This is a genomic window from Halovulum sp. GXIMD14794 (assembly GCF_054457455.1).
This window is the reverse complement of sequence record NZ_JBTLNF010000003.1, coordinates 121283-142755: the sequence shown is the minus strand read 5'-3', so window position 1 is coordinate 142755 and position 21473 is coordinate 121283. Positions and strand designations below refer to the sequence as shown.

21 protein-coding genes are annotated in these 21473 nt (G+C 65.8%); 7 read left to right on the top strand and 14 right to left on the bottom strand.

Annotation, left to right across the window (positions count from 1 at the left end):
- Positions 1-5: 5 nt before the first annotated feature.
- On the bottom strand, positions 6-1580 hold the full coding sequence (locus ACW9UR_RS03065) for a hypothetical protein (RefSeq protein ID WP_458915435.1): 1575 nt from the start codon (positions 1578-1580) through the stop codon (positions 6-8).
- Positions 1581-1688: 108 nt separating this feature from the next.
- Between ACW9UR_RS03065 and ACW9UR_RS03060 the strand changes: the two genes are divergently transcribed.
- Positions 1689-2114, top strand: coding sequence for a DUF4174 domain-containing protein (locus tag ACW9UR_RS03060; RefSeq protein ID WP_458915434.1), 426 nt, complete (start codon positions 1689-1691; stop codon positions 2112-2114).
- Positions 2115-2120: 6 nt separating this feature from the next.
- Here ACW9UR_RS03060 and ACW9UR_RS03055 read toward each other — a convergent pair whose 3' ends face one another.
- From ACW9UR_RS03055 to ACW9UR_RS03030, 6 genes are all read right to left on the bottom strand, one after another.
- Positions 2121-3044: a hypothetical protein gene (locus ACW9UR_RS03055; RefSeq protein ID WP_458915433.1), complete on the bottom strand. Its 924-nt coding sequence runs from the start codon at positions 3042-3044 to the stop codon at positions 2121-2123.
- Between the two features lie 9 nt (positions 3045-3053).
- The gene (locus ACW9UR_RS03050; protein ID WP_458915432.1) at positions 3054-5036 is read right to left on the bottom strand and encodes an acetyl-CoA carboxylase biotin carboxylase subunit; all 1983 of its coding nucleotides are present in this window, start codon (positions 5034-5036) and stop codon (positions 3054-3056) included.
- A 183-nt stretch (positions 5037-5219) separates the two neighbouring features.
- On the bottom strand, positions 5220-5426 hold the full coding sequence (locus ACW9UR_RS03045; RefSeq protein WP_458915431.1) for a hypothetical protein: 207 nt from the start codon (positions 5424-5426) through the stop codon (positions 5220-5222).
- Positions 5427-5577: 151 nt separating this feature from the next.
- Positions 5578-5922, bottom strand: a complete 345-nt coding sequence (locus ACW9UR_RS03040; RefSeq protein ID WP_458915430.1) for a hypothetical protein — start codon at positions 5920-5922, stop codon at positions 5578-5580.
- 171 nt (positions 5923-6093) lie between these two features.
- Positions 6094-6234 (bottom strand): hypothetical protein, encoded by a 141-nt coding sequence (locus ACW9UR_RS03035; protein WP_458915429.1) that lies wholly within the window; start codon positions 6232-6234, stop codon positions 6094-6096.
- Between the two features lie 160 nt (positions 6235-6394).
- Entirely contained in the window at positions 6395-7927 is a 1533-nt protein-coding gene (locus tag ACW9UR_RS03030) for an acyl-CoA carboxylase subunit beta (protein ID WP_458915428.1), read from the bottom strand.
- A 191-nt stretch (positions 7928-8118) separates the two neighbouring features.
- Here ACW9UR_RS03030 and ACW9UR_RS03025 point away from each other — a divergent pair, with 191 nt between their 5' ends.
- Together ACW9UR_RS03025 and ACW9UR_RS03020 are read left to right on the top strand one after the other, a co-directional pair.
- On the top strand, positions 8119-9378 hold the full coding sequence (locus tag ACW9UR_RS03025; RefSeq protein WP_458915427.1) for a M10 family metallopeptidase C-terminal domain-containing protein: 1260 nt from the start codon (positions 8119-8121) through the stop codon (positions 9376-9378).
- A 67-nt stretch (positions 9379-9445) separates the two neighbouring features.
- Positions 9446-10837 (top strand): helix-turn-helix domain-containing protein, encoded by a 1392-nt coding sequence (locus tag ACW9UR_RS03020; RefSeq protein WP_458915426.1) that lies wholly within the window; start codon positions 9446-9448, stop codon positions 10835-10837.
- 75 nt (positions 10838-10912) lie between these two features.
- On the opposite strand, the gene ACW9UR_RS03015 is transcribed toward ACW9UR_RS03020, so the two are convergent.
- Both ACW9UR_RS03015 and ACW9UR_RS03010 read right to left on the bottom strand, forming a co-directional pair.
- Positions 10913-12052 carry a carboxylate-amine ligase gene (locus ACW9UR_RS03015; protein ID WP_458915425.1) on the bottom strand — a complete coding sequence of 380 codons (1140 nt, stop codon included), beginning with the start codon at positions 12050-12052 and terminating at the stop codon, positions 10913-10915.
- A gap of 102 nt (positions 12053-12154) precedes the next feature.
- On the bottom strand, positions 12155-12895 hold the full coding sequence (locus ACW9UR_RS03010; protein WP_458915424.1) for a YebC/PmpR family DNA-binding transcriptional regulator: 741 nt from the start codon (positions 12893-12895) through the stop codon (positions 12155-12157).
- A gap of 163 nt (positions 12896-13058) precedes the next feature.
- On the opposite strand from ACW9UR_RS03010, the gene ACW9UR_RS03005 reads away from it, so the two are divergent.
- The 4 genes from ACW9UR_RS03005 to ACW9UR_RS02990 all read left to right on the top strand — a co-directional run bounded on the left by ACW9UR_RS03005 (position 13059) and on the right by ACW9UR_RS02990 (position 16472).
- A complete protein-coding gene (locus ACW9UR_RS03005; RefSeq protein WP_458915423.1) occupies positions 13059-13985 on the top strand; it encodes a DMT family transporter in 927 nt (308 codons plus the stop codon).
- Positions 13986-14028: 43 nt separating this feature from the next.
- Entirely contained in the window at positions 14029-14361 is a 333-nt protein-coding gene (locus tag ACW9UR_RS03000; protein ID WP_458915422.1) for a DUF952 domain-containing protein, read from the top strand.
- The gene (locus tag ACW9UR_RS02995; RefSeq protein ID WP_458915421.1) at positions 14358-15428 is read left to right on the top strand and encodes a quinone-dependent dihydroorotate dehydrogenase; all 1071 of its coding nucleotides are present in this window, start codon (positions 14358-14360) and stop codon (positions 15426-15428) included. The genes ACW9UR_RS03000 and ACW9UR_RS02995 overlap by 4 nt, the downstream gene beginning before the upstream one ends.
- A gap of 87 nt (positions 15429-15515) precedes the next feature.
- On the top strand, positions 15516-16472 hold the full coding sequence (locus ACW9UR_RS02990) for a LysM peptidoglycan-binding domain-containing protein (protein ID WP_458915420.1): 957 nt from the start codon (positions 15516-15518) through the stop codon (positions 16470-16472).
- Positions 16473-16549: 77 nt separating this feature from the next.
- Here ACW9UR_RS02990 and ACW9UR_RS02985 read toward each other — a convergent pair whose 3' ends face one another.
- Genes ACW9UR_RS02985 through ACW9UR_RS02965 form a run of 5 tightly spaced genes read right to left on the bottom strand, consistent with a single transcriptional unit; the run spans position 16550 to position 21458 of the window.
- Positions 16550-18751 (bottom strand): FAD-dependent oxidoreductase, encoded by a 2202-nt coding sequence (locus ACW9UR_RS02985; protein ID WP_458915419.1) that lies wholly within the window; start codon positions 18749-18751, stop codon positions 16550-16552.
- Positions 18748-19230 (bottom strand): cupin domain-containing protein, encoded by a 483-nt coding sequence (locus ACW9UR_RS02980; RefSeq protein ID WP_458915418.1) that lies wholly within the window; start codon positions 19228-19230, stop codon positions 18748-18750. Before ACW9UR_RS02980 ends, ACW9UR_RS02985 begins: the two co-directional genes overlap by 4 nt.
- A complete protein-coding gene (locus tag ACW9UR_RS02975; protein WP_458915417.1) occupies positions 19230-20441 on the bottom strand; it encodes an acetyl-CoA C-acetyltransferase in 1212 nt (403 codons plus the stop codon). Before ACW9UR_RS02975 ends, ACW9UR_RS02980 begins: the two co-directional genes overlap by 1 nt.
- Positions 20434-20829 carry a hypothetical protein gene (locus tag ACW9UR_RS02970; protein ID WP_458915416.1) on the bottom strand — a complete coding sequence of 132 codons (396 nt, stop codon included), beginning with the start codon at positions 20827-20829 and terminating at the stop codon, positions 20434-20436. Before ACW9UR_RS02970 ends, ACW9UR_RS02975 begins: the two co-directional genes overlap by 8 nt.
- Positions 20826-21458, bottom strand: coding sequence for a glutathione S-transferase family protein (locus ACW9UR_RS02965; RefSeq protein ID WP_458915415.1), 633 nt, complete (start codon positions 21456-21458; stop codon positions 20826-20828). The genes ACW9UR_RS02970 and ACW9UR_RS02965 overlap by 4 nt, the downstream gene beginning before the upstream one ends.
- Positions 21459-21473 lie beyond the last annotated feature (15 nt).

Here is a 21473-nt window from a genome sequence, read left to right as displayed (position 1 = left end):
CTCCATCACTCGTTGGCGGGGGTCCAGACGGCACCGCTTGGCAGGCCGGGCACGAACGTGGCCAGCGCCTCGCGGAGAGGCTCTACCGCCTCGGGTCTGGTGGCATAGAAAGTTACATCCGGACCGGCGACGTATCCCCAGGGGCGATCGAGGCGCAGCTCTCCCATCACGATCCAGTCGTCCGGAATGACATGGTCCAGCCTGTCGGCATAGAGCATCGCCATGTCCGCGCCATAGCGCTCGGCCAACTCGCCGCCCCAACCGGGCTGCACTGGATCCTCGCGCATCTTTTCGAGTGCCGCGGAAGAAGCGAGGCCCCAGAGATCGAGCACGTAGGAAGGGTTCTGCCAGGAAACCATGCCGAGGTCGTTGACAGCGACTGGTGCCTTCCAGACCTCTTTCGCGAAACGGCCCATTTCGCCCTGCTGAAGTCGAATGGCCTGCGGACTCCAGAGCCCCCAGCCGCTTAGGTAATACTGATACCAGGCCGAGAGCGTGCCGAGGCCAATTGCAACTGCAAGCACGGCGTATCTACCGGGCCTCGCGGGCGGACGGCCCGCGACGACCAGGAACGCGCCCATGCCGAAGGCTATGGCGTAGACCTCGTAGCGCCCAATGCGGTCGACTGTCCCCAAGACGAGATGTGCAGCGCAAATGCCTGCCGCCGACAATGCCAGCCAGCCGCCAAGCGCCCAGCGACGCATTCCGCACGCCGCGGCAGTGACGAGCCCGCCAACCACAAGCAGGATGAGGGCCCAGCCGGGTACGAGGATCATGGCAATCGCCAGCTTCAGCAGCAGTCGGTTGTCGATCGGTAGTTCGTCGACCTGCCCGCCGCCCATCTTGGCAATGACCGAGTTCGGCAGGGGATAAAGGCCGTTCGAAACGAGAAAACCCGCGAACAAGACCAAAGGAACAGTCGCTCCGGCCGCCAGTGCCAGTGCGGGCCTCCAGCGACCGTGGATGGCCAGAAGGCCCACGGCGACCATCGACGGGGCCAGCGCCTCGTAGCGCAGCAGCGGGCCGATCACGACGCCGGCGATCAGGATCCAGCCGATGCGACCGGTGTCGAGGAAGCGCACGACACCGAGCAGCACCGCAAGTGTCGCGGCGAGATGACCGGCGTTCTCCATCCCCACGAACCCCGCGCCCGAGATGTTCAAGCCTATCACCCCGAGGACGGCCATGAGGCGGGACATCGACCGGTCAAGCCGCGCCTCGCCGACGACCAACCCCCAGAGGGCGGCCCCGGCTATCACGAACAGGGCATTCCAGAACAGCGGGACATAGACCTGCAAACCGGTTCCGGCGAACGGGGTCAGCAGAAACGGATAGAGCAGTGAGGATCCGGCGGAAGTGATTTCGCCCGGGTTTACGCCATAGCCGCCCGCCGCAATGTTCTCGGCGATCGCGAGGTGGATGTAAACGTCGTCGAGCGGGTAGGTGAACTCGCCGGCGCGCATGGTCGCCAGCAACTGGTAAAGCACGAAGATCGCCAGCGCCGTGATCAGCGCGGTCGCAAGAGCGCCAGTGCTGTCTGCTGGCGTCGCTGCGCGCTCGGTCGCAGGCAGATCGGTCATCGCAACGCCCCCAATTCCTTGAAAAAACGGATGTCGTCGCCCCCGCGACAGCAAATGCTCTCGCAAACCGCGCCCAAGCGCTTACCTTGGTTGAAGGAGGACCCGCCCATGACGATACGTGCCCTGCCCCTTGTCGCCTGGTTCCTGAGCGCCACAGTCGCGACCGCGACAGACGTGGTGCTCCCATCCCCGGACGATCTGAAATGGGTGGCGCGGCCGATCATCGTCTTTGCCGACTCGCCAGCCGATCCTCGGGTCGAGACGCAGCTTGCAAACCTGGAACGCAGCCGCGAGGCGCTGGAGGAGCGGGACGTGGTCATCCTGGTCGACACCGACCCCACCGCGCGGTCCGAGCTTCGGCAGACGTACCGGCCACGGGATTTCGTCGTGCTGGTCGTCGGCAAGGACGGCGAGATCAAGTACCGCAAGCCGACTCCCATCACGGCGCGCGAGGTGTTGCGACTGATCGACCGCCTGCCGCTGCGCCGGCAGGAGATCGAGAGCCAGGGCGGCGGCGGGAACACCGGCGGCTGACAAACGCTACGCATGGCGAGCCTCCGCTGTGTCGGAAGCCTCGGCGTCCAGCGAGATCATTCGCAGATGTGCGGGCGGGCTGACACGCAGCTTTTCCAGATCCTCGGCATAGTCGGCATCGAGATGCGCGCGCTCGGCCGCGGTCCAGGGGTCGAAAGGCGGATGCTCGGGGCGCGGGTGGGCGAGGATCACCGCGCGGCGGGCGTCCCGTTTCAACTCCTCGGGCGCGGTCATCCGGTTCAGGATCTCGATTGCCGGGGCGGTGGCCGAGGGCAGCACGGCGGGCATATCCTCGTTCACCGCGACGATCCGGCGCTCGCCCAGAACCTGGCGCAGAGCCTCGATGCCGCGGCCGGGCATGTCCTCGAAAGGCCAGACCAGAAGCTCGGCGCCGGGGATCGCGGCGGCGGCATCGGACAGCACCTGCGGCCACCGGCGTTTGAGCGCCAGCATCCCCGGTTTCAGCGTCTCGAATGGCGGCATCGGCTGGCGGCGGACCTGCTGCGCGTAGAGCGAGGCGAAGAACCCGCCGTAGCTGCGGATCGAGAACAGCAGCACGACCTTGTCCCCGGCCATCGCGGGGGCGAGCATCGCCAGGCGCTGGCGGATGCGCGGGTAGATCACCCCGCTGCGCACCATCGCCTCGATACTGCCGGCGTAGTTCTCCTCGGATACGACCAGCCGTCGCCCGGAAGCCTCCGCCGCATTGCGGGCGTCGCGCAGGCGGCGCACGGTCTCGGTCGGCCAGCGGCGGCCCAGGGAACCGGCCCCGGCCAAAAGAGGGAACAGCGGGTCGCTATCGGGGCGAAGACCCTCGGCCCAATGCGCGGCGATGCCACGGGTCGCAAGATGCGCGGCGCGGCGCCCCAGCTCCTGCTGGAGCCGGGTCGTTCCCGTGCGATGCGCGCCGATATGCAACCTGACCTCCACGCCCTCTCCCTAGTCGAACTCCATGATGATCTCATCGACGGAAAGGCTCTGCCCAGCCTCGACGTGGATCTTCGCGACCGTTCCCTTGCGCTCGGCGCGCAGCACGTTCTCCATCTTCATCGCTTCGACGGTGCAGAGCGCTTGCCCTTCCTGCACCTCGTCGCCCTCTCCCACGGCAAGGTTGACCACGAGGCCCGGCATCGGGCAGAGCAGCATCTTGGAGGTGTCGGGCGGCAGCTTCTCTGGCATCAGCGCGGCCAGTTCGGCCTGCCGTGGCGTGTAGACCTTCACCACCAGATCGGCGCCGCGATACCGGATGCGGAACCCGTCCGTGCGCCGGTCGACCTTGACCGCGATCGGAACGCCGCCGACCTCGGCCCGGGCCAGCGTTGCGCCGGGGGTCCAGTCCAGCGCCTCGACGTCGATCGAGACATCGCCGAAATAGACCGCCCCCTCGCCGTTCAGGCGCACGGGGTGCTGTTCGCCGCCGATCAGCACGACCAGTTCGCGCTCCGCCTGCGGGTCGGCGGTGGAAAGCTGCCCGCTGATCTGCGTCGCGCGGGTACTGACGATTTCCCACATGCGGGCGGCCAGCGCGGCGATCCGGTGCAGCGCGCCCCCGGCGAGGGTCACGCCGTCGAAACCGTCGGGAAACTCCTCGGCAATGAAGCCGGTGGTCATCTCGCCCGAGACGAAACGTGGATGATCCATCACCGCCGAAAGGAACGGCAGGTTGTGACCGATCCCCTCGACCTCGAACGTGTCGAGCGCGACGCGCATCTCCTCAAGCGCCTCGGCCCGGTCCTGGCCCCAGGTGCAGAGCTTGGCGATCATCGGGTCGTAGTACATCGAGATCTCACCGCCCTCGTAGACCCCGGTGTCGTTGCGCACCCGGCGCGTGACTTCGGCGGGCGGGCGATAACGGGTCAGCCGCCCGATCGAGGGCAGGAAGTTCCGGTACGGATCCTCGGCATAGAGCCGGCTTTCCAACGCCCAGCCGTCGAGCCGCACGTCAGCCTGCTTCAGCGCCAGCGGTTCGCCAGCGGCGACGCGGATCATCTGCTCGACCAGATCGATGCCGGTGATTAGCTCCGTTACCGGATGTTCGACCTGAAGGCGGGTGTTCATCTCGAGGAAGTAGAAATTGCGCTCACCGTCCACGATAAACTCGACGGTCCCGGCGCTGCAGTAGTCCACCGCCTTCGACAGCGCCACGGCCTGCTCGCCCATCGCCTTGCGGGTGGCCTCGTCGAGGAACGGGCTTGGCGCCTCTTCGATCACCTTCTGGTTCCGGCGCTGGATCGAGCATTCCCGCTCTCCCAGGTAGATGCAGTTGCCGTGCTGGTCGCCCAGCACCTGGATCTCGATATGGCGCGGAGAGGTGACGAACTTCTCGATGAAGATGCGGTCGTCACCGAAACTGGACTTCGCCTCGTTCTTCGAGGACTGGAAGCCCTCGCGGGTCTCAGCCTCGTTCCAGGCGATGCGCATCCCCTTGCCGCCACCGCCCGCGCTGGCCTTGATCATGACCGGGTAGCCGATCTCTCCGGCGATCTTCACAGCCTCGTCGGCATCGGCGATCAGGCCCATGTAGCCGGGCACGGTTGAGACACCCGCCTCGGCCGCCAACTTCTTCGAGGTGATCTTGTCGCCCATCGCCTCGATCGCGCCGACGGGCGGGCCGATGAAGGCGACGCCTTCTTTCGCAAGCGCCTCGGCGAATTCTGCACGCTCGGACAAGAAACCATACCCCGGATGCACGGCCTGCGCACCGGTCTGGCGGATCGCATCCATGATCTTTTCGATCACGATGTAGCTTTCGGAGGCTGGGGGCGGGCCGATGTGCACCGCCTCGTCGGCCATCTTCACATGCAGCGCGTCGCGGTCGGCGTCCGAGTAAACAGCCACCGTCTTGATGCCCATGCGCCGGGCGGTCTTGATGACGCGGCAGGCAATCTCGCCCCGGTTGGCGATCAGGATCTTGTCGAACATTCTCAGGTGTCCCTTCCCTCGCCCTGCCCGAGCGGCGAAGCCGCGCGCGCATGGGTATGCGCCCCGCCGCCCGTGGGGCGGCAGGGTCGTGTCGTTGTCTGGTTGTCGCGAAGAGGCGAGACGCAGGCGGTCCCGAAGGTAACGGCAGGCGGGCCCGCCGTCAGTGTATCACCAGCAGGCGTTTCAGCGGCACTGAGCCGGATAGGCGTTGCAATAGGCGACGTTCCCCGCTGCGCCCAGAAGTGCACCGGTGGCGACATCCTTGTCCATGACGACCGCGGTCGCGCCGCCGGCACCGGCGCCGATGAGCGCCTGTTCCTGGAACGTGTCACCGCATGCGGCAACGGCAAGAAGGCCGGCGACAAGGGCGGGTTTGACGATGATCTGCACGATAGCTTCCCTTTGAGATTGGCTTGCTCCGCACTTAATGCGAAGCGCCGGGAAGCGCCCGTCACAAAACAGGGTCGCCCTGAAAGACTTTGAAAGATGGCGGAATTCCGCCAATGCGATAGGCCGCGCGAATCTCTTCCGACGCAAGCAATCACCGGAACACCTCCGGGAAGCTTTGTGTGGCGACGTCGGTGTCGATCCGCAAAAGCGCCTCGTAGCTCTCGGGATCGAAGGGCTCCTCGGCCGCAACCACCTCGCGTCCGAACAACCAGCTCAGCCGACCCGCGTCCAAATTGCCACGCTCGAACGGCTCGTCCCCGAAGTATTCCCAGAGCGCCGAAAGGAAGGCTGTATCCGCCGCCCGGTCCTGGGGTCGACGGTCGGCATAGCGCTGCCGGGCGCGCAACGGCGTCGCGCCACCCTTGTTCTCCCGCCGCAGGGTGAACTGGAAATCCGTGCCCGACATCCGCGCCGGGAACCCCCGATGCTTCATCATGGCAAGATACTCATGTTGTTGGGAAATCTCTGAAAAAGCCGATGCCGCCGCGCGGACGCGGCGGCATCGAATGGCGTTGTAGGTGACCGTCCAGCGGTCCCCCGATCACCCTCGCGAGCGAGGGTGATTTGCCCCGCCGCCCGGCGAACCGGGACGGCGAGGCTGGTCAGATCAGAACTTGCTGTAGGTCGGCTCGGGCTCGATGACCGGCGGGGGCGCGGGGATCGGCTCGGGCTCCTGCTGCTGTTGGCCGCAGGCCGAGAGAACACCGGCCAGCATGACAAGTCCAAAAAGTTTAGTGGCAAGCGACATATAGACGTCCTTTCCCCGTAGGTCGATATTGTGTTCAGCGGCTGGGCGAAGCCCCCGCTGACGGAAAGACTACGCTGTGCATTCAAAATTGCAACGGGAACAATTCTGTGCCCGCCAATAAATCGGCAATATTCCCCGAACAGTTTACGAGCGTAATGCATCACAGCGGAATGTTGTCGTGTTTCTTCCAAGGATTCTGAAGGTTCTTTGCTCGCAAAGCAGCGAAAGCACGCGTAACCCTTCGCCGCGTTGAGTGTGGCATGATTACCTCATCGATGAACCCTTTCTCGGCTGCGACAAACGGGTTCGCAAAGCGCATTTCGTATTCAGCGGTCCGTTCTGCGATCTTCTGCGGCTCAGCAAGTTCGGACCGATAGAGGATCTCGACGGCCCCCTTGGCGCCCATCACGGCGATCTCGGCGGTCGGCCAGGCGTAGTTGATGTCGCCCCGCAAGTGTTTTGACGCCATCACGTCGTATGCACCGCCATAGGCCTTGCGGGTAATCACCGTGACCTTGGGCACCGTCGCCTCGCCATAGGCGAACAGCAGCTTGGCGCCGTGCTTGATGACGCCGCCATGCTCCTGCCCCGTGCCGGGCAGGAAGCCGGGCACATCGACCAGCGTCAGGATCGGGATCTCGAACGCATCGCAGAACCGCACGAACCGCGCGGCCTTGCGGCTGGCGTCGATGTCGAGGCACCCCGCTAGTACCATCGGCTGGTTCGCGACCACGCCCACGGTCGAGCCGTCCAGCCGGATGAACCCGGTCAGGATATTGCCCGCGAAATCCTTCTGGATCTCGTAGAACTCGCCCTCGTCGGCAGTCTTCACGATCAGCTCGCGCATGTCGTATGGCAGGTTCGGATTGTCCGGAACAAGCGTGTCGAGGCTGTTCTCGACCCGGTCGGGCGCATCAAACACGGGCCGCTCGGGCGGACGCTCGCGATTGCTCAGCGGAAGCAGGTCGACAAGGCGCCGGACCTCGAGCAGTGCGTCGATGTCGTTGTCGAAGGCCGCGTCCGCGACCGACGACTTGCGCGTGTGTGTACCGGCGCCGCCCAGCTCCTCAGCCGAGACGACCTCGTTGGTGACGGTCTTCACCACATCGGGGCCGGTCACGAACATGTAGGAACTGTCGCGCACCATGAAGATGAAGTCGGTCATCGCCGGCGAGTAGACCGCGCCGCCCGCGCAGGGCCCCATGATGACGCTGATCTGCGGCACCACTCCCGAGGCCAGGATGTTGCGCTGGAATACCTCGGCATAGCCGGCGAGGCTCGCAACGCCCTCCTGGATACGGGCCCCGCCCGAATCGTTCAGGCCGATCACCGGGGCGCCGTTCTTCATCGCCATGTCCATGATCTTGCAGATCTTCTGTGCATGGGTTTCGGACAGCGAGCCACCCAGCACGGTGAAATCCTGGGAGAAGACGTAGACCATGCGGCCGTTGATCGTGCCCCAGCCGGTCACGACACCATCGCCGGGATACTTGTGCTCGCCCATGCCGAAATCCGTCGCGCGGTGGGCGACGAACATGTCGAACTCCTCGAAGCTGCCCTCATCCAGCAGCACGTCCAGCCGCTCACGCGCGGTCAGCTTACCCTTGGCATGCTGCGCGTCGATCCGCCGCTGTCCGCCCCCAAGGCGGGCTTGTGCGCGGCGGCGCTCCAGTTCGTCGAGAATCTCCTGCACGGCGCCCTCCCAGATCGTTGCCCCGACCCTAGCGGCGCGATGCGGGCAAATGAAGTCTGAACTGGTGTATTTGCAAAATGATCCCGCGATATACGGCGCAAATTGCAAATTTGCGAACAAGCAAAACCATTCGCCAAAAATTCACCTCATTCTGCGGGGATGGTCCGAACGAAATTACCAAGCAGGATGCCATGCTCAGCCAGACCGAGATTATCGACGGAATGCAGTTCACCGGGATCAACGCCCGGAACCCGATCAACCTGACTGGCGCCGCGCCATACGTGATGACCTATCAGTTCGCCGACGGTATCGAACCACCCGACTTCTGGCAGAATTATTTCGGCTGGACCCCGATGAGCAGCGCCGAAAAGGAGGCCGTCCGCGACGCGCTGGCGCATATCGAGACGCTGATCAATGTCGACTTCGTCGAGGTCAGCGGCGACTTCGACCCGGACATGAATTTCGGAAAGGTCTCGCTGGGTGCAACCACCGCCGGTGAGGGCGGCAGCAGCTACGCTTGGGATGGCACCAATACGATCACCGCCTACGACGCCTTCGCTGTGTTCGACAACGGCATCGACATCACTACCGATTTTAGCCTTATCCTGCACGAGATCGGCCATGCACTGGGCTTGAAGCACAGCTTCTCGGCGCCAACAATTCCAGCGGAATTCGAGAACAACAAGTACACGGTAATGTCCTATACCGCGAACCCCGACAACGGGGTCGACAGCACCGCAATGCAGCTGTTCGACATCCTTGCGCTGCAAGACATCTGGGGTGCGGCCGAGAACGAAGCAGGCGATACCACCTATTCCTCGCCGCGCAACGATACCGTCGATTCGATCTGGGACACAGGCGGTACAGACGTCTTCGATTTGTCCGCGACCTCGCACGGCGTCGAAATCGACCTGCGCGAGGGCGCCTACTCGCGCTTCGGCACCACGCATGAGGATGTCTCCATTGCCTTCGGCGCGGTGATCGAGAACGCGAGCGGCGGTTCGGGCCGCGACGTGCTGATCGGCAACCGCTCGGACAATACGCTAGCGGGCAACTCCGGCAATGACATCCTCAAGGGGCGCGGCTCGAACGACTCACTAAACGGCGGTGCGGGGAACGACATCCTGAAGGGCGGCAGTCGCGCGGACGTACTGAACGGCGGCGCCGGTAACGACAAGCTGTTCGGCCAGCGCGGACAGGACCGGATGATCGGCGGCGAAGGCTCGGACAAATTCGTGTTTGGCACTGGCAAGGGCCGCGACATCATCGAGGATTTCGAAGACGATATCGACGCAGTAGTCCTTAAGAAGTTCGGTTTCGCCAATGCGGACGAAGCGCTGGCATTGTCCAGTCAGCAAGGCGACGATTTGGTCTTCACCTTTGGCGGCGGCGACCGGCTGACCGTACTGAACACGTCTAGTGCCGAGATCATGGACGATCTGATCTTCTGATCGCACTTGAGTTTGCAAACCTCGCGGCCATAATCGGCGCGATGTTTGCAAACCATCCCTCCCCGTTATGAGCCGCCAGAAACTCTATGCCGGCGTCAAGCTGCGCGAGATCCGCACCGGCCGCGGCCTTACCCAGCGCGACTTCGCGGGCAAGCTGGGCGTCAGCCTGTCCTACCTGAACCAGATGGAGAACAATCACCGCCCGGTCTCGGCCGGGGTGGTGCTGGCACTGGCACGGGAATTCGGCTTCGACGTCACCGAGCTGTCCGTAGGCGAGGCCGAACGCATCACCGCGGATATGCGCGAGGCGCTGGCGGACCCGGTGTTCTCGGAAAACCCGCCGCTGGCGGAACTGCAACTCGTAGCCTCGAACGCGCCGGGGCTGGCGCGCGCCTTCCTGGCGCTGCACCGCGCGCACCGGCAGCAGAGCGAGCAGCTTGTCTCGCTGAACGAGGCGCTGGGGGTCGAGGGCAGCGCGCTGGCGCCCCTGCCCTGGGAGGAGGTGCGCGACTTCTTCCACTATTGCGACAACTATATCGACGCCGTGGACCGCGCCGCCGAGCATTTCGCCGAAGGACTGGCACCCGGCGACCGGCTGGCGGCGCTGGCCGCTCGGCTGGAAGAAAAGCACGGCATCCGGCTGGACCTCCGTTTCGGCGCGCCGCTTCGGCACTATGATCCGGACAGCCGCACGCTGACACTGGCCGCCGAGGCCGGAGCTGCCACCCAATGGTTCCAGGCCGCGCACCAGCTGGCGCTGGTCGCCCATGACGACCTGCTGGAGGCGACGCTGGACCTGGGCCGGTTCCGGACCGAAACCGCGCGCGAGATCTGCAAGATCGGCCTAGCCAACTATTTCGCCGGGGCCGCGCAATTGCCCTACCGGCGGTTCCTGCAGGCGGCGGGCGAGTCGCGCCACGACCTCGACCGGCTGTCCTTGCTGTTTGGTGCTTCGCTGGAACAGGTCGCGCACCGGTTGTCCACGCTGCAACGCACCGGCGCCAAGGGCGTGCCGTTCTTCTTCGTGCGTGTCGACCAGGCGGGGCAGATCACCAAGCGGCATTCGGCGACGCGGCTGCAGTTCGCCCGTTTCGGCAGCGCCTGCCCCTTGTGGAACGTCCACCGTGCCTTCGAGGCCCCGGGCCGCTGGCTGCGGCAACTGGCCGAGACCCCGGACGGGGTCCACTACCTGTGCCTCGCCCGGGACGTGTCGAAACCGGGCCGGGATTTCCACGCACCGGTGCGCCGCTATGCTATCGCGCTGGGCTGCGAGATCGCCCATGCCGGGGCGCTGACCTATGCGGACGATCTGGATCTGAACCGCGGCTTCGAGCCGATCGGCGTGTCCTGCCGGATCTGCGAGCGTACCGATTGCCACCAGCGGGCGCTGCCGCCGATGGACCGGCCGATCCGGATCGACCCGGACGACCGGGACGCCTTGCCCTACCGGCTGGGATAGCGGTTCCGGGGCCGCGCGGTCACAGGCGTCGGATGCCTCCGGCGGGGATATTTAGGGAATGTGGAAGGCGGGGCCTCAGGTGTCCCGGTGGGCGGTGAAGTCGCTGATCAGCTGGTCGACGACGGCGATCATCGCCTCGTGCTCGGAATGGCCTGCCTCCTCGGCGGCGCGGGCGGCGGCGCGCTGGCGCGCGGCCGAGGTGCCTTCGCTGAGGATCGCGCGAAGCTGGGCGAGCTCCCGGCGGCAGCCGAGCACCTCGGCATCGTCGCCGAAAAGGTCGATCATTTCCTCGACCAGGTCGGCGCAGGGCACCAGCTGGTGGCGACCGTGGTCGACCAGCTTGCCCTCGGCGCCGTAGCGCTGTGCGCGCCAGCGGTTCTCCATGATCATCGTGCGGGGATAGAGCCGCCAGCGCTGGTTGCGCGCCTTCAGCCGATAGAGATAACCGATCATCGACTGGTAGAGCGCGGCGATCGCCGCCACGTCGCGCAGGCGCGAGCAGACGTCGGTGATCCGCTGTTCGACGGTGGCGAACTTGTCCGAAGGGCGGATGTCCCACCAGATCTTAGTACCGTCCTCGATACAGCCGGCCTCGACAAGCTGCTCAACCAGGCGGCGGTACTGGTTGAACGAACCCAGCTCGTCCGGCAGGCCGGTACGGGGCAGCGCGTCGAAGACCGTCAGCCGGTAGGACGAAAGCCCGGTGTCCTCGCCCTCCCAGAACGGCGAAGAGCAGGTCAGCGCCAACATGTGCGGCAGAAAATACGCGGCCTGGTTCATCAGGTCGATGCGCAGGTCCTCGTCCTCGATGCCGATGTGGATGTGCATGCCGCAGATCATCATCCGCCGCACCGTATGGCCCAGGTCGCTGCGCAGCGTATCGTATCGGTCCTTGCGCGTGTGGGTCTGTTCGCGCCAGCGGCTGAACGGATGGGTCGAGGCGGCGATGGCGGCATAGCCATGCGCCTCGGCGGCATCGGCGATGGCACCCCGCAGCTCGCCCAGTTCGCGGACAGCATCGGCCACGGTACGGTGCGGCTTGGTGCCGACCTCGACCTGGCATTGCAGGTACTCGGCCGTGACCCGTTCGCCCACCGCGTCCTGGCACGCCTCGAGAAACGCCTCGGCCGGTTCGCGCACCAGCTCCCGCGTCTGGCGATCGACGATCAGGTACTCTTCCTCGATGCCGAGGGTCAGGGGCGGGCGATCCGACATGGGCGGCTCCGGGCGCAGATGTCCGGAAAACCTAGCAATCGCCGCGAGTTCAGGGAAGCCTGAATGCCGGGGCAGCGAAAGGCCGCCCCGGAGGAACCAGCCTCACAGCTGCTCCATCACCTCGTCCGAGATGTCGAAATTGGCGGTGACGTTCTGTACGTCGTCGTCATCCTCGAGCGACTCGATCAGCCGCATCACCTTCTGCGCGCCTTCCAGGTCCAGCGGCGTGGTGTTCTGCGGCTTCCAGATCAGCTTGGTCGTCTCGCTCTCGCCAAGCGTCTCTTCCAGCGCGGTCGAGACGTCGTTGAGGTCGGTCGCCTCGCAATAGATCTCGTGCCCGTCCTCGGAGCTTTCGACATCCTCGGCGCCGGCCATGATCGCGGCTTCCAGCACCGTTTCGGCATCACCGACCGAGGCCGGATAGACCACGAGACCCTTGCGGTCGAACATGAAGCTGACGGCGCCGGTCTCGGCCAGGTTGCCCCCCGACTTGGTGAAGATCGAGCGCACGTTCGACGCGGTGCGATTGCGGTTGTCGGTCATCGCCTCGACGATCACCGCGACGCCGTCCGGGCCGTAGCCCTCGTAGCGGATCTCTTCGTAGTTCTCGTCATCGCCGCCCTGGGATTTCTTGATCGCGCGGTCGATCACGTCCTTGGGGACCGAGTTCGACTTCGCCTCTTTCACCGCCAGGCGCAGACGCGGGTTCTTGTCCGGGTCCGGATCCCCCATCTTCGCCGCAACGGTGATCTCCTTCGAGAGCTTGGAGAACAGCTTGGAGCGCGCGGCATCCTGCCGGCCCTTGCGGTGCTGGATGTTCGCCCATTTGGAATGCCCGGCCATCGACGCCTCTTCACTTTTGTGCAGGTCTGGAAACGCTGGGTATATATTCCGACCGGGAAGGTATGATCAAGCACCCGTGCACGCCCGGGGGGCTGGCCCTTTGCGGCGACGCGGGCTAGTCTCGGGGCGCGCCGGTTCCGCGCGCATCCACGAAAGCCCCTCCATGAACCCGCTTCACGGCATCGCGCTGAAGATCCTGTCTGTCACCGTATTCACGGCCATGGCGGCTTGCGTGAAGGCGACGGCGGCCTCGGGGGTTCCGGCGGGCGAGGCGGTGTTCTTCCGCTCGGCCTTCGCGATCCCGGTGATCCTGGTGTGGCTGGGCATGCAGCACGACTTCCCGCACGGGCTGAAGACCGACAACCCGATGGGCCATTTGTGGCGCGGGTTGGTGGGATCGGGCGCGATGGCCTGCGGCTTCACCGCGCTCGGCCTGCTGCCGCTGCCCGAAGTAACGGCGATCGGCTACGCCGCGCCGCTGCTGATCGTCGTCTTCGCCGCGATGTTCCTGAACGAGACCGTGCGCCTCTTCCGCCTGACTGCAGTCGTGATCGGCCTGGTCGGCGTGACGGTGGTTCTGTCGCCCCGGCTGTCGGTGACCTCGCTGGAGAGCGCCACGCAATACGAGACCCTGGGCGCCACCGTGGCGCTGATGGGGGCGGTGCTGGCGGCGCTGGCGCAGGTGTTCATCCGCAAGCTGGTGCATCAGGAGACCACGGCCTCGATCGTGTTCTGGTTCTCGGTGACGACGACTGTACTGTCGCTCTTCACCATCCCCTTCGGCTGGGTGATGCCAGACATGCTGACGCTGGGATTGCTGATTTCGGCGGGTCTGCTGGGGGGTATCGGCCAGATCCTGCTGACATCGGCCTATCGCTATGCCCCGACCTCGGTGGTGGCGCCGTTCGAGTACACCTCGATGATCCTGGCCATCGCCGTCGGCTATGCCTTCTTCGACGAGGTGCCGACCAGCCGCACGCTGATCGGCGCCGCGCTGGTCGTCAGTGCGGGCCTCTTCATCATCTGGCGCGAGCGTAAGCTGGGGCTGGAGCGCGGCCGCGCCCGCAAGGCGATGACGCCGCAAGGGTAACGGGCCGCTTGACCGGCGGCGCGCGGCGGGCCATCACCCGCCCATGCTGGTTTACAAGATCCTTCGCGCCGACGAGTGGGCGGCGCTGCAAGAGGCCGGGGAAACCCCCGGCGCGCCCGTGGACGTGGCCGACGGCTACGTGCACCTCTCCACCGCCGAGCAGGCCCCCGGCACCGCCGCCAAGCATTTCGCGGGCGAGGACGGGCTGATGCTGCTGACGCTCGACACCGACGAGATCCAGCCCCTGAAATGGGAGGTCTCGCGCGGCGGGCAGGAGTTCCCGCATCTCTACGGGCCGCTCCGCATGGTCGACGTGCTGCGCGTCATGCCGCTTCCGCTGGGACCCGAGGGCCACGACTTTACGGGGCTGCTGTGAGCCCGCTCGAAAAGGTCGGCCTTGGCCTGATGCACAGGCTTGACCCCGAGCAGGCGCACGGGCTCGCGATCAAGGCGCTGAGACTGGGCGTCGCCCCCCTGCCCCGGATGCCAGACAGCCCGCGCCTGCGCACGCGTTTCGCGGGGCTGGACCTGCCCAACCCGATCGGCCTCGCCGCCGGGTTCGACAAGAACGCCGAGGTCATTGTGCCGCTGCTCAAAGCAGGCTTCGGCTTTGTCGAGGTGGGTGCCGTGACGCCCCGGCCGCAGCCCGGAAACCCCAGGCCGCGCCTGTTCCGCCTGAGCGAGGACCGCGCCGTCATCAACCGCTTCGGCTTCAACTCCGAAGGCATGGAGGCCGTCGCGCCCCGGCTTGAACGCCGCCCGGCGCAGGGTGTTGTGGGGATCAATCTGGGCGCCAACAAGGACAGCGAGGACAAGGCCGCGGACTTCGCTGCTGTGCTGGCCCGCTGTGGCCCGTTCGTGGATTTCGCGACGGTCAACGTGTCCTCGCCCAACACCGAGCGCCTGCGCGACCTGCAGGGCGCCGGCGCGCTGCGCGCCGTGCTGGAGCGGGTGCAGGAGGCCAACCAGGCGCTGGCCAAACCGCTGCCCCTGATGGTCAAGATCGCGCCCGACCTCGACGACGCGGGCCTCGACACCGTGGCCGAGGCCGCCGCCAGCGCCGGTCTTTCGGCCATCGTCGCGACCAACACCACGATCAGCCGCCCCGCGCTTGCCAGCGCCCATGCCGGGGAAACCGGCGGGCTTTCGGGCAAGCCGCTGATGGAGATGTCGACGCTTATCCTGGCCAAGCTGGCGCAGCGCACGAACCTTCCGATCATGGGTGTGGGCGGTATTGCCAGCGGCGAGGACGCCTACCAGAAGATCCTGGCCGGGGCCGGAGCGGTGCAGCTATACAGCGCGCTCGTCTACGAAGGATTGGGTCTGATCGCAAAAATAGCGCGCGATCTCGACAAGTATCTGACCTCCGACGGTTACGTAAGCGTCGCGGATGCGGTCGGACAACGCACTGAAGCAATCCGAAACAAACTACAAAACGCCTGAAGCATTCGGAAACATTGCTTCCGGACCATGGAACGCTCCCCATATGAGGGCTGTTGTCTTCAGGACGACACTGAAAGGGAGTGCCAGATGAAACGCCAAACGACGCGAATTCTGACCATCTCGGGCCTTGCGCTCATGGGCATCGGCAGCGCCGCCACTGCTCAGAGCGTGTGCGGCGAAAGCTACACCATCCGCCCGGGCGACACACTGTTTGAAGTCTCGCAGCGTTGCCGCGTGGGCCTGACCACCATCTACGATCTCAACCCGAAGATCGATCCGCGCAGCCTCGACGTCGGCCAGGAGATCGAGCTGACGGGCGGCGAATGGTCCGGCAACGGCGAGCAGGTCGCGAGCGGCGAGTGGTCGGGCAACGGGGTGCAGCAATACCGCGTGAAGGCCGGCGACACGCCCTACTCCATCGCGCAAGTGCTCGGCGTCTCGCTGCTCGAGCTGCTGCTCGCCAACCCGGACGCTGACCCGCTACAGCTCAGCGTCGGCGACGTGCTGGATGTGCCCGGCGCCGACCGCTCGCCCGGTTTCAAGGTGCGGCCGACCGACGGCGCGCCGGGCAGCGAAGTTCGCATCCGCGCGCACGAGATGCGGCCGGGCGACTACGTCACGATTGGCGTCGGTCTCTCGAACCGCGATTGGTACGAGATCGAGGATGTGCAGGTGAGCGATGCGGGCCGCGTGTCGACCAAGGTGACCGTTCCGGGGTGGGCCGATCCCGGCGACACGCTGACGTTCGTGATCAACACCGATCGGGGCGTCACGCTGCACTCGAACGATTTCACCGTGATCGACCGCGCCGAGGCCGGGGACGGGCCGGTCGCCCTGCGGGGCCGCATCCGCGACGGCGCGGAGTGCTACACGCTCCACACAGAAGACGGCGATTTCTACTCGGTCGTCAGCGGGAATATTCCCTTCACCGACGGCGAGTATGTCGCGGTCGAGGGCGAATTCGCGGATGTCTCGTTCTGCCAGCAGGGCCTCGGGACGATCCAGGTCACCGAGCTGCGCGAGGTGCGCCCGCCGCAGAACTGAGCCCGCTAACTGAACACTTGTTCAATAAAAAAGGGCGGCCGCTACAACGGCCGCCCTTCTCTCATCCAAACCCCGGCTCAGGCGGCTTCCGCCACCCCGAACCGTCCGTAGAAGCTTTCGCCCTTCGCGGCCATCTCGCGCAGCAGCGCCGGGGCCTCGAAGCGCGGGCCAAGCTCGGACAGTTCTTCGCACAACTCCAAAGCGCGCTGCGCGCCGATGATGTCGAGCCACGAGAACGGCCCGCCCGACCAGGGCATGAAGCCCCAGCCCAGGATCGCGCCCACGTCGCCCTCGCGGATGTCCTCGAGCACGCCATCCTCCAGCGCGCGGACCGCTTCAAGCACCTGCGACAGGATCAGCCGGTGCTGCACGCGGGTGACATCGGGCTGGTCCCCGGCCACCGGCCAATGCTCGCGCAGACCGGGCCAGAGACCCGTGCGCTTGCCCTTCTCGTCGTAGTCGTAATAGCCCGCGTTCGCCTTGCGGCCCAACCGGCCCAGCTCGAACAGTTTGAACAGCACCTCGTCAGCCTTCGCGGCGCTTTCAGGATAGGCATCGCCCATCGCCGCCTTCGTCGCCTTGGCAATCTTCACGCCGAGGTCGATCGAGGTCTCGTCGTTCAGCTGAAGCGGGCCCAGCGGCATCCCCATCTGCTTGGCGGCATTCTCGATCAGCGCGGGCTCGACGCCCTCGGCGACCATCGCCACGCCCTCGTTGATGTAGGGAATGATGCAGCGGTTGGCGTAGAAGAAGCGCGCATCGTTGACCACGATCGGCGTCTTGCGGATCTGCCGCACGAAGTCGAGCGCCTTGGCCACCGCCCGGTCACCCGACTGCTTGCCCTTGATGATCTCGACCAGCATCATCTTGTCCACGGGGCTGAAGAAGTGGATGCCGACATACTGCTCGGGCCGCTTGCTGGCCTTGGCCAGTTCGGTGATCGGCAGGGTCGAGGTGTTGGTCGCGAAGATCGCCCCCTCGGGGATCTGAGCCTCGGCCTTCGCGGTCACGTCGGCCTTCACGCCTGGGTCCTCGAACACGGCTTCCACCACCAGATCGCAGCCCTGAAGCGCGGCATAGTCGGTCGTCGCGGTGATCCGGGCCAGCACCTGTTCTTTCTTCTCGGGCGTCACCTTCTTGCGGCTGATGCCCTTGTCGAGCAGCCCTTCGGAATGCGCCTTGCCCTTGTCGGCGGCGGCCTGCTCCTGATCGATCAGCACGACGTCGATGCCCGCCAGCGCGGCGACATAGGCGATGCCGGCCCCCATCATGCCGGCCCCCAGAACGCCGACTTTCTTCACGGTCTCGTCACCCACCTCGGGCCGGACGGCGCCCTTCTCCAGCGCGGTCTTGTTGACGAACAGCGACCGGATCATTGCCGACGAGGACGGGTTCATCAGAACTTTCGTGAACCAGCGCGCCTCGACCTTCAGCGCGGTGTCGAAGGGCACCATCGCGCCCTCGTAGATCGCCGAGAGCATCGCCTTGGCCGCCGGATAGACGCCCTGCGTCTTGCCGTGGACCATCGCGCTCGCGCCCACGAAGGTCATGAATCCCGCCGGATGATAGGGCGTACCACCAGGCATCTTGTAGCCCTTCTGGTCCCAGGGCTTGACGATGTCGGCGTCCTTCGCCTCCAGCACCCAGGCCTTGGCGCGGGCCAGCAACTCGTCCGCTGGAACCACCTCGTCGATCAGCCCGGCCGACTTCGCCTTGGCCGGGGCCAGCATCTTGCCTTCCAGCAGGATCGGCGCGGCGGGCATCAGGCCCATCATCCGGGTCACGCGCGTCGTGCCGCCCGCGCCGGGGAACAGCCCGACCATGATCTCGGGCAGGCCGATCTTGGCTTTCGGGTTGTCCGCGACGAACCGGCGATGACAGGCCAGCGCCACCTCGGTGCCGATGCCCGCGCTGGTGCCGGGGCTTGCCCAAGCGACGGGCTTGCCGCCCTTGTTCGTCTTGGGGTCCATGTTGTTGCGCTCGACCTTCCGCAGGATGCGGTGGCCGTTCATGGTGAAGTCGAACAGCGCCTGCGCCGGGTTGTCGCCCGCCTTGTCGCGGATCTGCGCCAGCACCTTGAGGTCCATGCCCCCGGCGAAGTCCTTCTTGGCCGAGGTCACGACCACGCCCTTCACCGCGTCATCGGCCATGGCCTTGTCGAACAGGGTCTCGAACTCCTCGAACCCTTCGATGGTCATGACGTTCATCGATGTGCCCGGCTGGTCCCAGCTCAGAACCGCGACGCCGTCGGCGTCCACGTCGTAGGTGAAGATGCTCATGCGTTTCCTCCGGTGTCGTCGTCAAAGGGGCTGCCATCCTTGTGCAGGAACGTATGCACGCCGCCCTTGGATACGGCCTTCATGTCAATGTCCGGGTAGTCGACCTCGTCGCTGTCGGCGCGGGTGCCGACCACGAGGAAGCTGCCCGCTGTGTCGGTGCGGTTCACGAGGTGATGCCCGTCGGGCTTGCCCGCCGGAAAAGCGGCGCAATCGCCGGGGCGCATGACTTCCTCGCCCGCATCGGTGATGAGGGTCAGCTCGCCCGCCGTCACCATGACGAACTCGTCCTCGTTCAGGTGCCAGTGGCGCTGGGACGACCACGCGCTCGGCTCCAGCGTGATCAGGTTGACGCCAAACTGGGTCAGTCCGCCCACTGCGCCCAATCGCAGGCTTGAGCGGCCCGCGACCGCCGCACGATGCGGCTCGGGATAGCCCGAACCGGTGCGCGGCTCGATCCCGGAAAGGTCCAGCTTGCCCATCACAGGCGCTCGATGATCGTGGCGGCCCCCATGCCCGAGGCGACGCACAGGGTGGCCAGCGCCGTGCCCTTGCCCGAGCGCTCAAGCTCGTCGAGCGCCGTGCCGAGGATCATCGCGCCGGTCGCGCCCAGCGGGTGGCCCATCGCGATGGCGCCGCCGTTCACGTTGACCTTGTCGTGGTCCACGTCGAACGCCTGCATGAAGCGCAGCACGACGGCCGAGAACGCCTCGTTCACCTCGAAGAGGTCGATGTCGGATACGCTCATCCCTGCCTCGGCCAGGATCTTCTGGGTCGCGGGCACCGGGCCGGTCAGCATGATCGTCGGATCGGTGCCGATCTTGGCCGTCGCCTTGATCCGGGCGCGTGGCGTCAGCCCGTATTTCTCGCCGAAGGCCTGGTCGCCGATCAGCAGGCCCGCCGCGCCGTCCACGATCCCCGAGGAGTTCCCGGCGTGGTGCACATGCTCGATCTTCTCGAGATGCGGGTACTTCATCATGGCGATGGCGTCGAAACCGGGCATCACCTCGCCCTGCTCCTTGAACGAGGCCTTCAGCCCACCCAGCGCCTGCATGTCGGTACCGGGGCGCATGTACTCGTCGCGGTCGAGGATCGGCAGGCCGTTCTGGTCGCGCACGGTCAGGACGGATTTCGAGAACCGCTCCTCCTCCCAGGCCTTGGCGGCGCGCTTCTGGCTTTCGACGGCATAGGCGTCGACATCGTCGCGGCTGAAGCCGTATTCCGTCGCGATGATGTCGGCCGCGATGCCCTGCGGCACGAAATAGGACTTCATCGCCAGCGACGGATCCACGGCGATCGCCGCCCCGTCCGAGCCCATCGGCACGCGGCCCATCATCTCGACCCCGCCAGCGACATAGGCCTGCCCCGAGCCTGCGCGCACCTGGTTGGCGGCGAGGTTCACCGCCTCCAGCCCGCTGGCGCAGAACCGGTTGATCGACAGCCCCGGGACGTGCTCGTCGAACTCGGATGCCAGCACGACCGAGCGGGCAAGGCAGCCGCCCTGCTCGCCCACTTGCGTGACATTGCCCCAGATCACGTCCTCGACGGCCAGCGTGTCCAGGTCGTTGCGGTCTTTGAGGCTGTTGAGAACCTCGGCGGACAGGCGAAGCGAGGTGACCTCGTGCAGCGCACCGTCCTTGCGACCCTTGCCGCGCGGGGTGCGCACGGCGTCGTAGATATAGGCCTCAGGCATTGGGCACTCCTTGTATCGTGTTGATGGTTGCAAGCCACAGGATCAACGCGGCGAGCGTGGCCGCTGCGGCGAATGACATCTGAAGTCGGTAGTAGGGTATCAGGCTCCCCCCGAAATCGGTGCGGGTGATCCCCAACCAGGCGCACGCCCAGAGCAGCAACGGGATCAGCGCGCCGCCGAACGAGATCGAGACCAGCACGAACGAGACGACGGCGAACCACGCGAGAATACCGACGATCATGTGCGCAAGGCCCCCGCGCACCTGGTAGTCGTCCGGGTCCGGGTGCCGTTCCTCGGCCCGGCGCAAGGTCAGCGCGCCCAGTGCGCACAAGCTGCCCAGCACCAGGACGATGAACATGAACGCCCCGAGGTTGCCGCCTGTGCTCATTCCCTGGGCTCCAGCGGATGGCCGGGCATCAGCTCGTAGGGATGCGCCCAACCGGGCTGCTTCTCCAGCCGCTCGCGCCAGGCGAGCGTCGCGGGGGCTGGCTCCAGTCCGATTTCCTCGAGGAACCAGATGTAGCCCGCGCAGGAGAGGTCGGCGGTGGTGATGTGATCGGCGGCGATCCAGTCGCGCCGTTCCAGCCGCCGCTCCAGCACGCCCAGCGCCGCCTTTGCCCGGCCCATGAGGAAACCGATCACATCCGGATTGCGGTGCTTCTCGGGCAGGAACATCTGCATGAAACGGGCGGTGGCGATATTCGCCGTCAGCTTGTGATTGTCCCACAGGGTCCAGCGCAGGATCTCCAGCCGCTCGGTCTCGGTGTCGGGGCCGAAACAGCCGTGCTTGTGGGAAAGATAATCGAGGATCACCCCCGACTGCGTAAGCCGCACGCGGCCGTCGTCATAGACCGGCACCTCGGCCATCTCGTTCAGCTCTGCATACTCCGGCGTCCGCGCCTCGCCATCGAAGAACTTGACGTGGATCGGCTCCCACGGCTCGCCGCACAGTTCGAGCATCAGCGCAGCCTTGTACGCATTGCCGGACTGGGCAAAGCAGTGCAGTTTGCTGTTCATTCAGAATTTCCCATA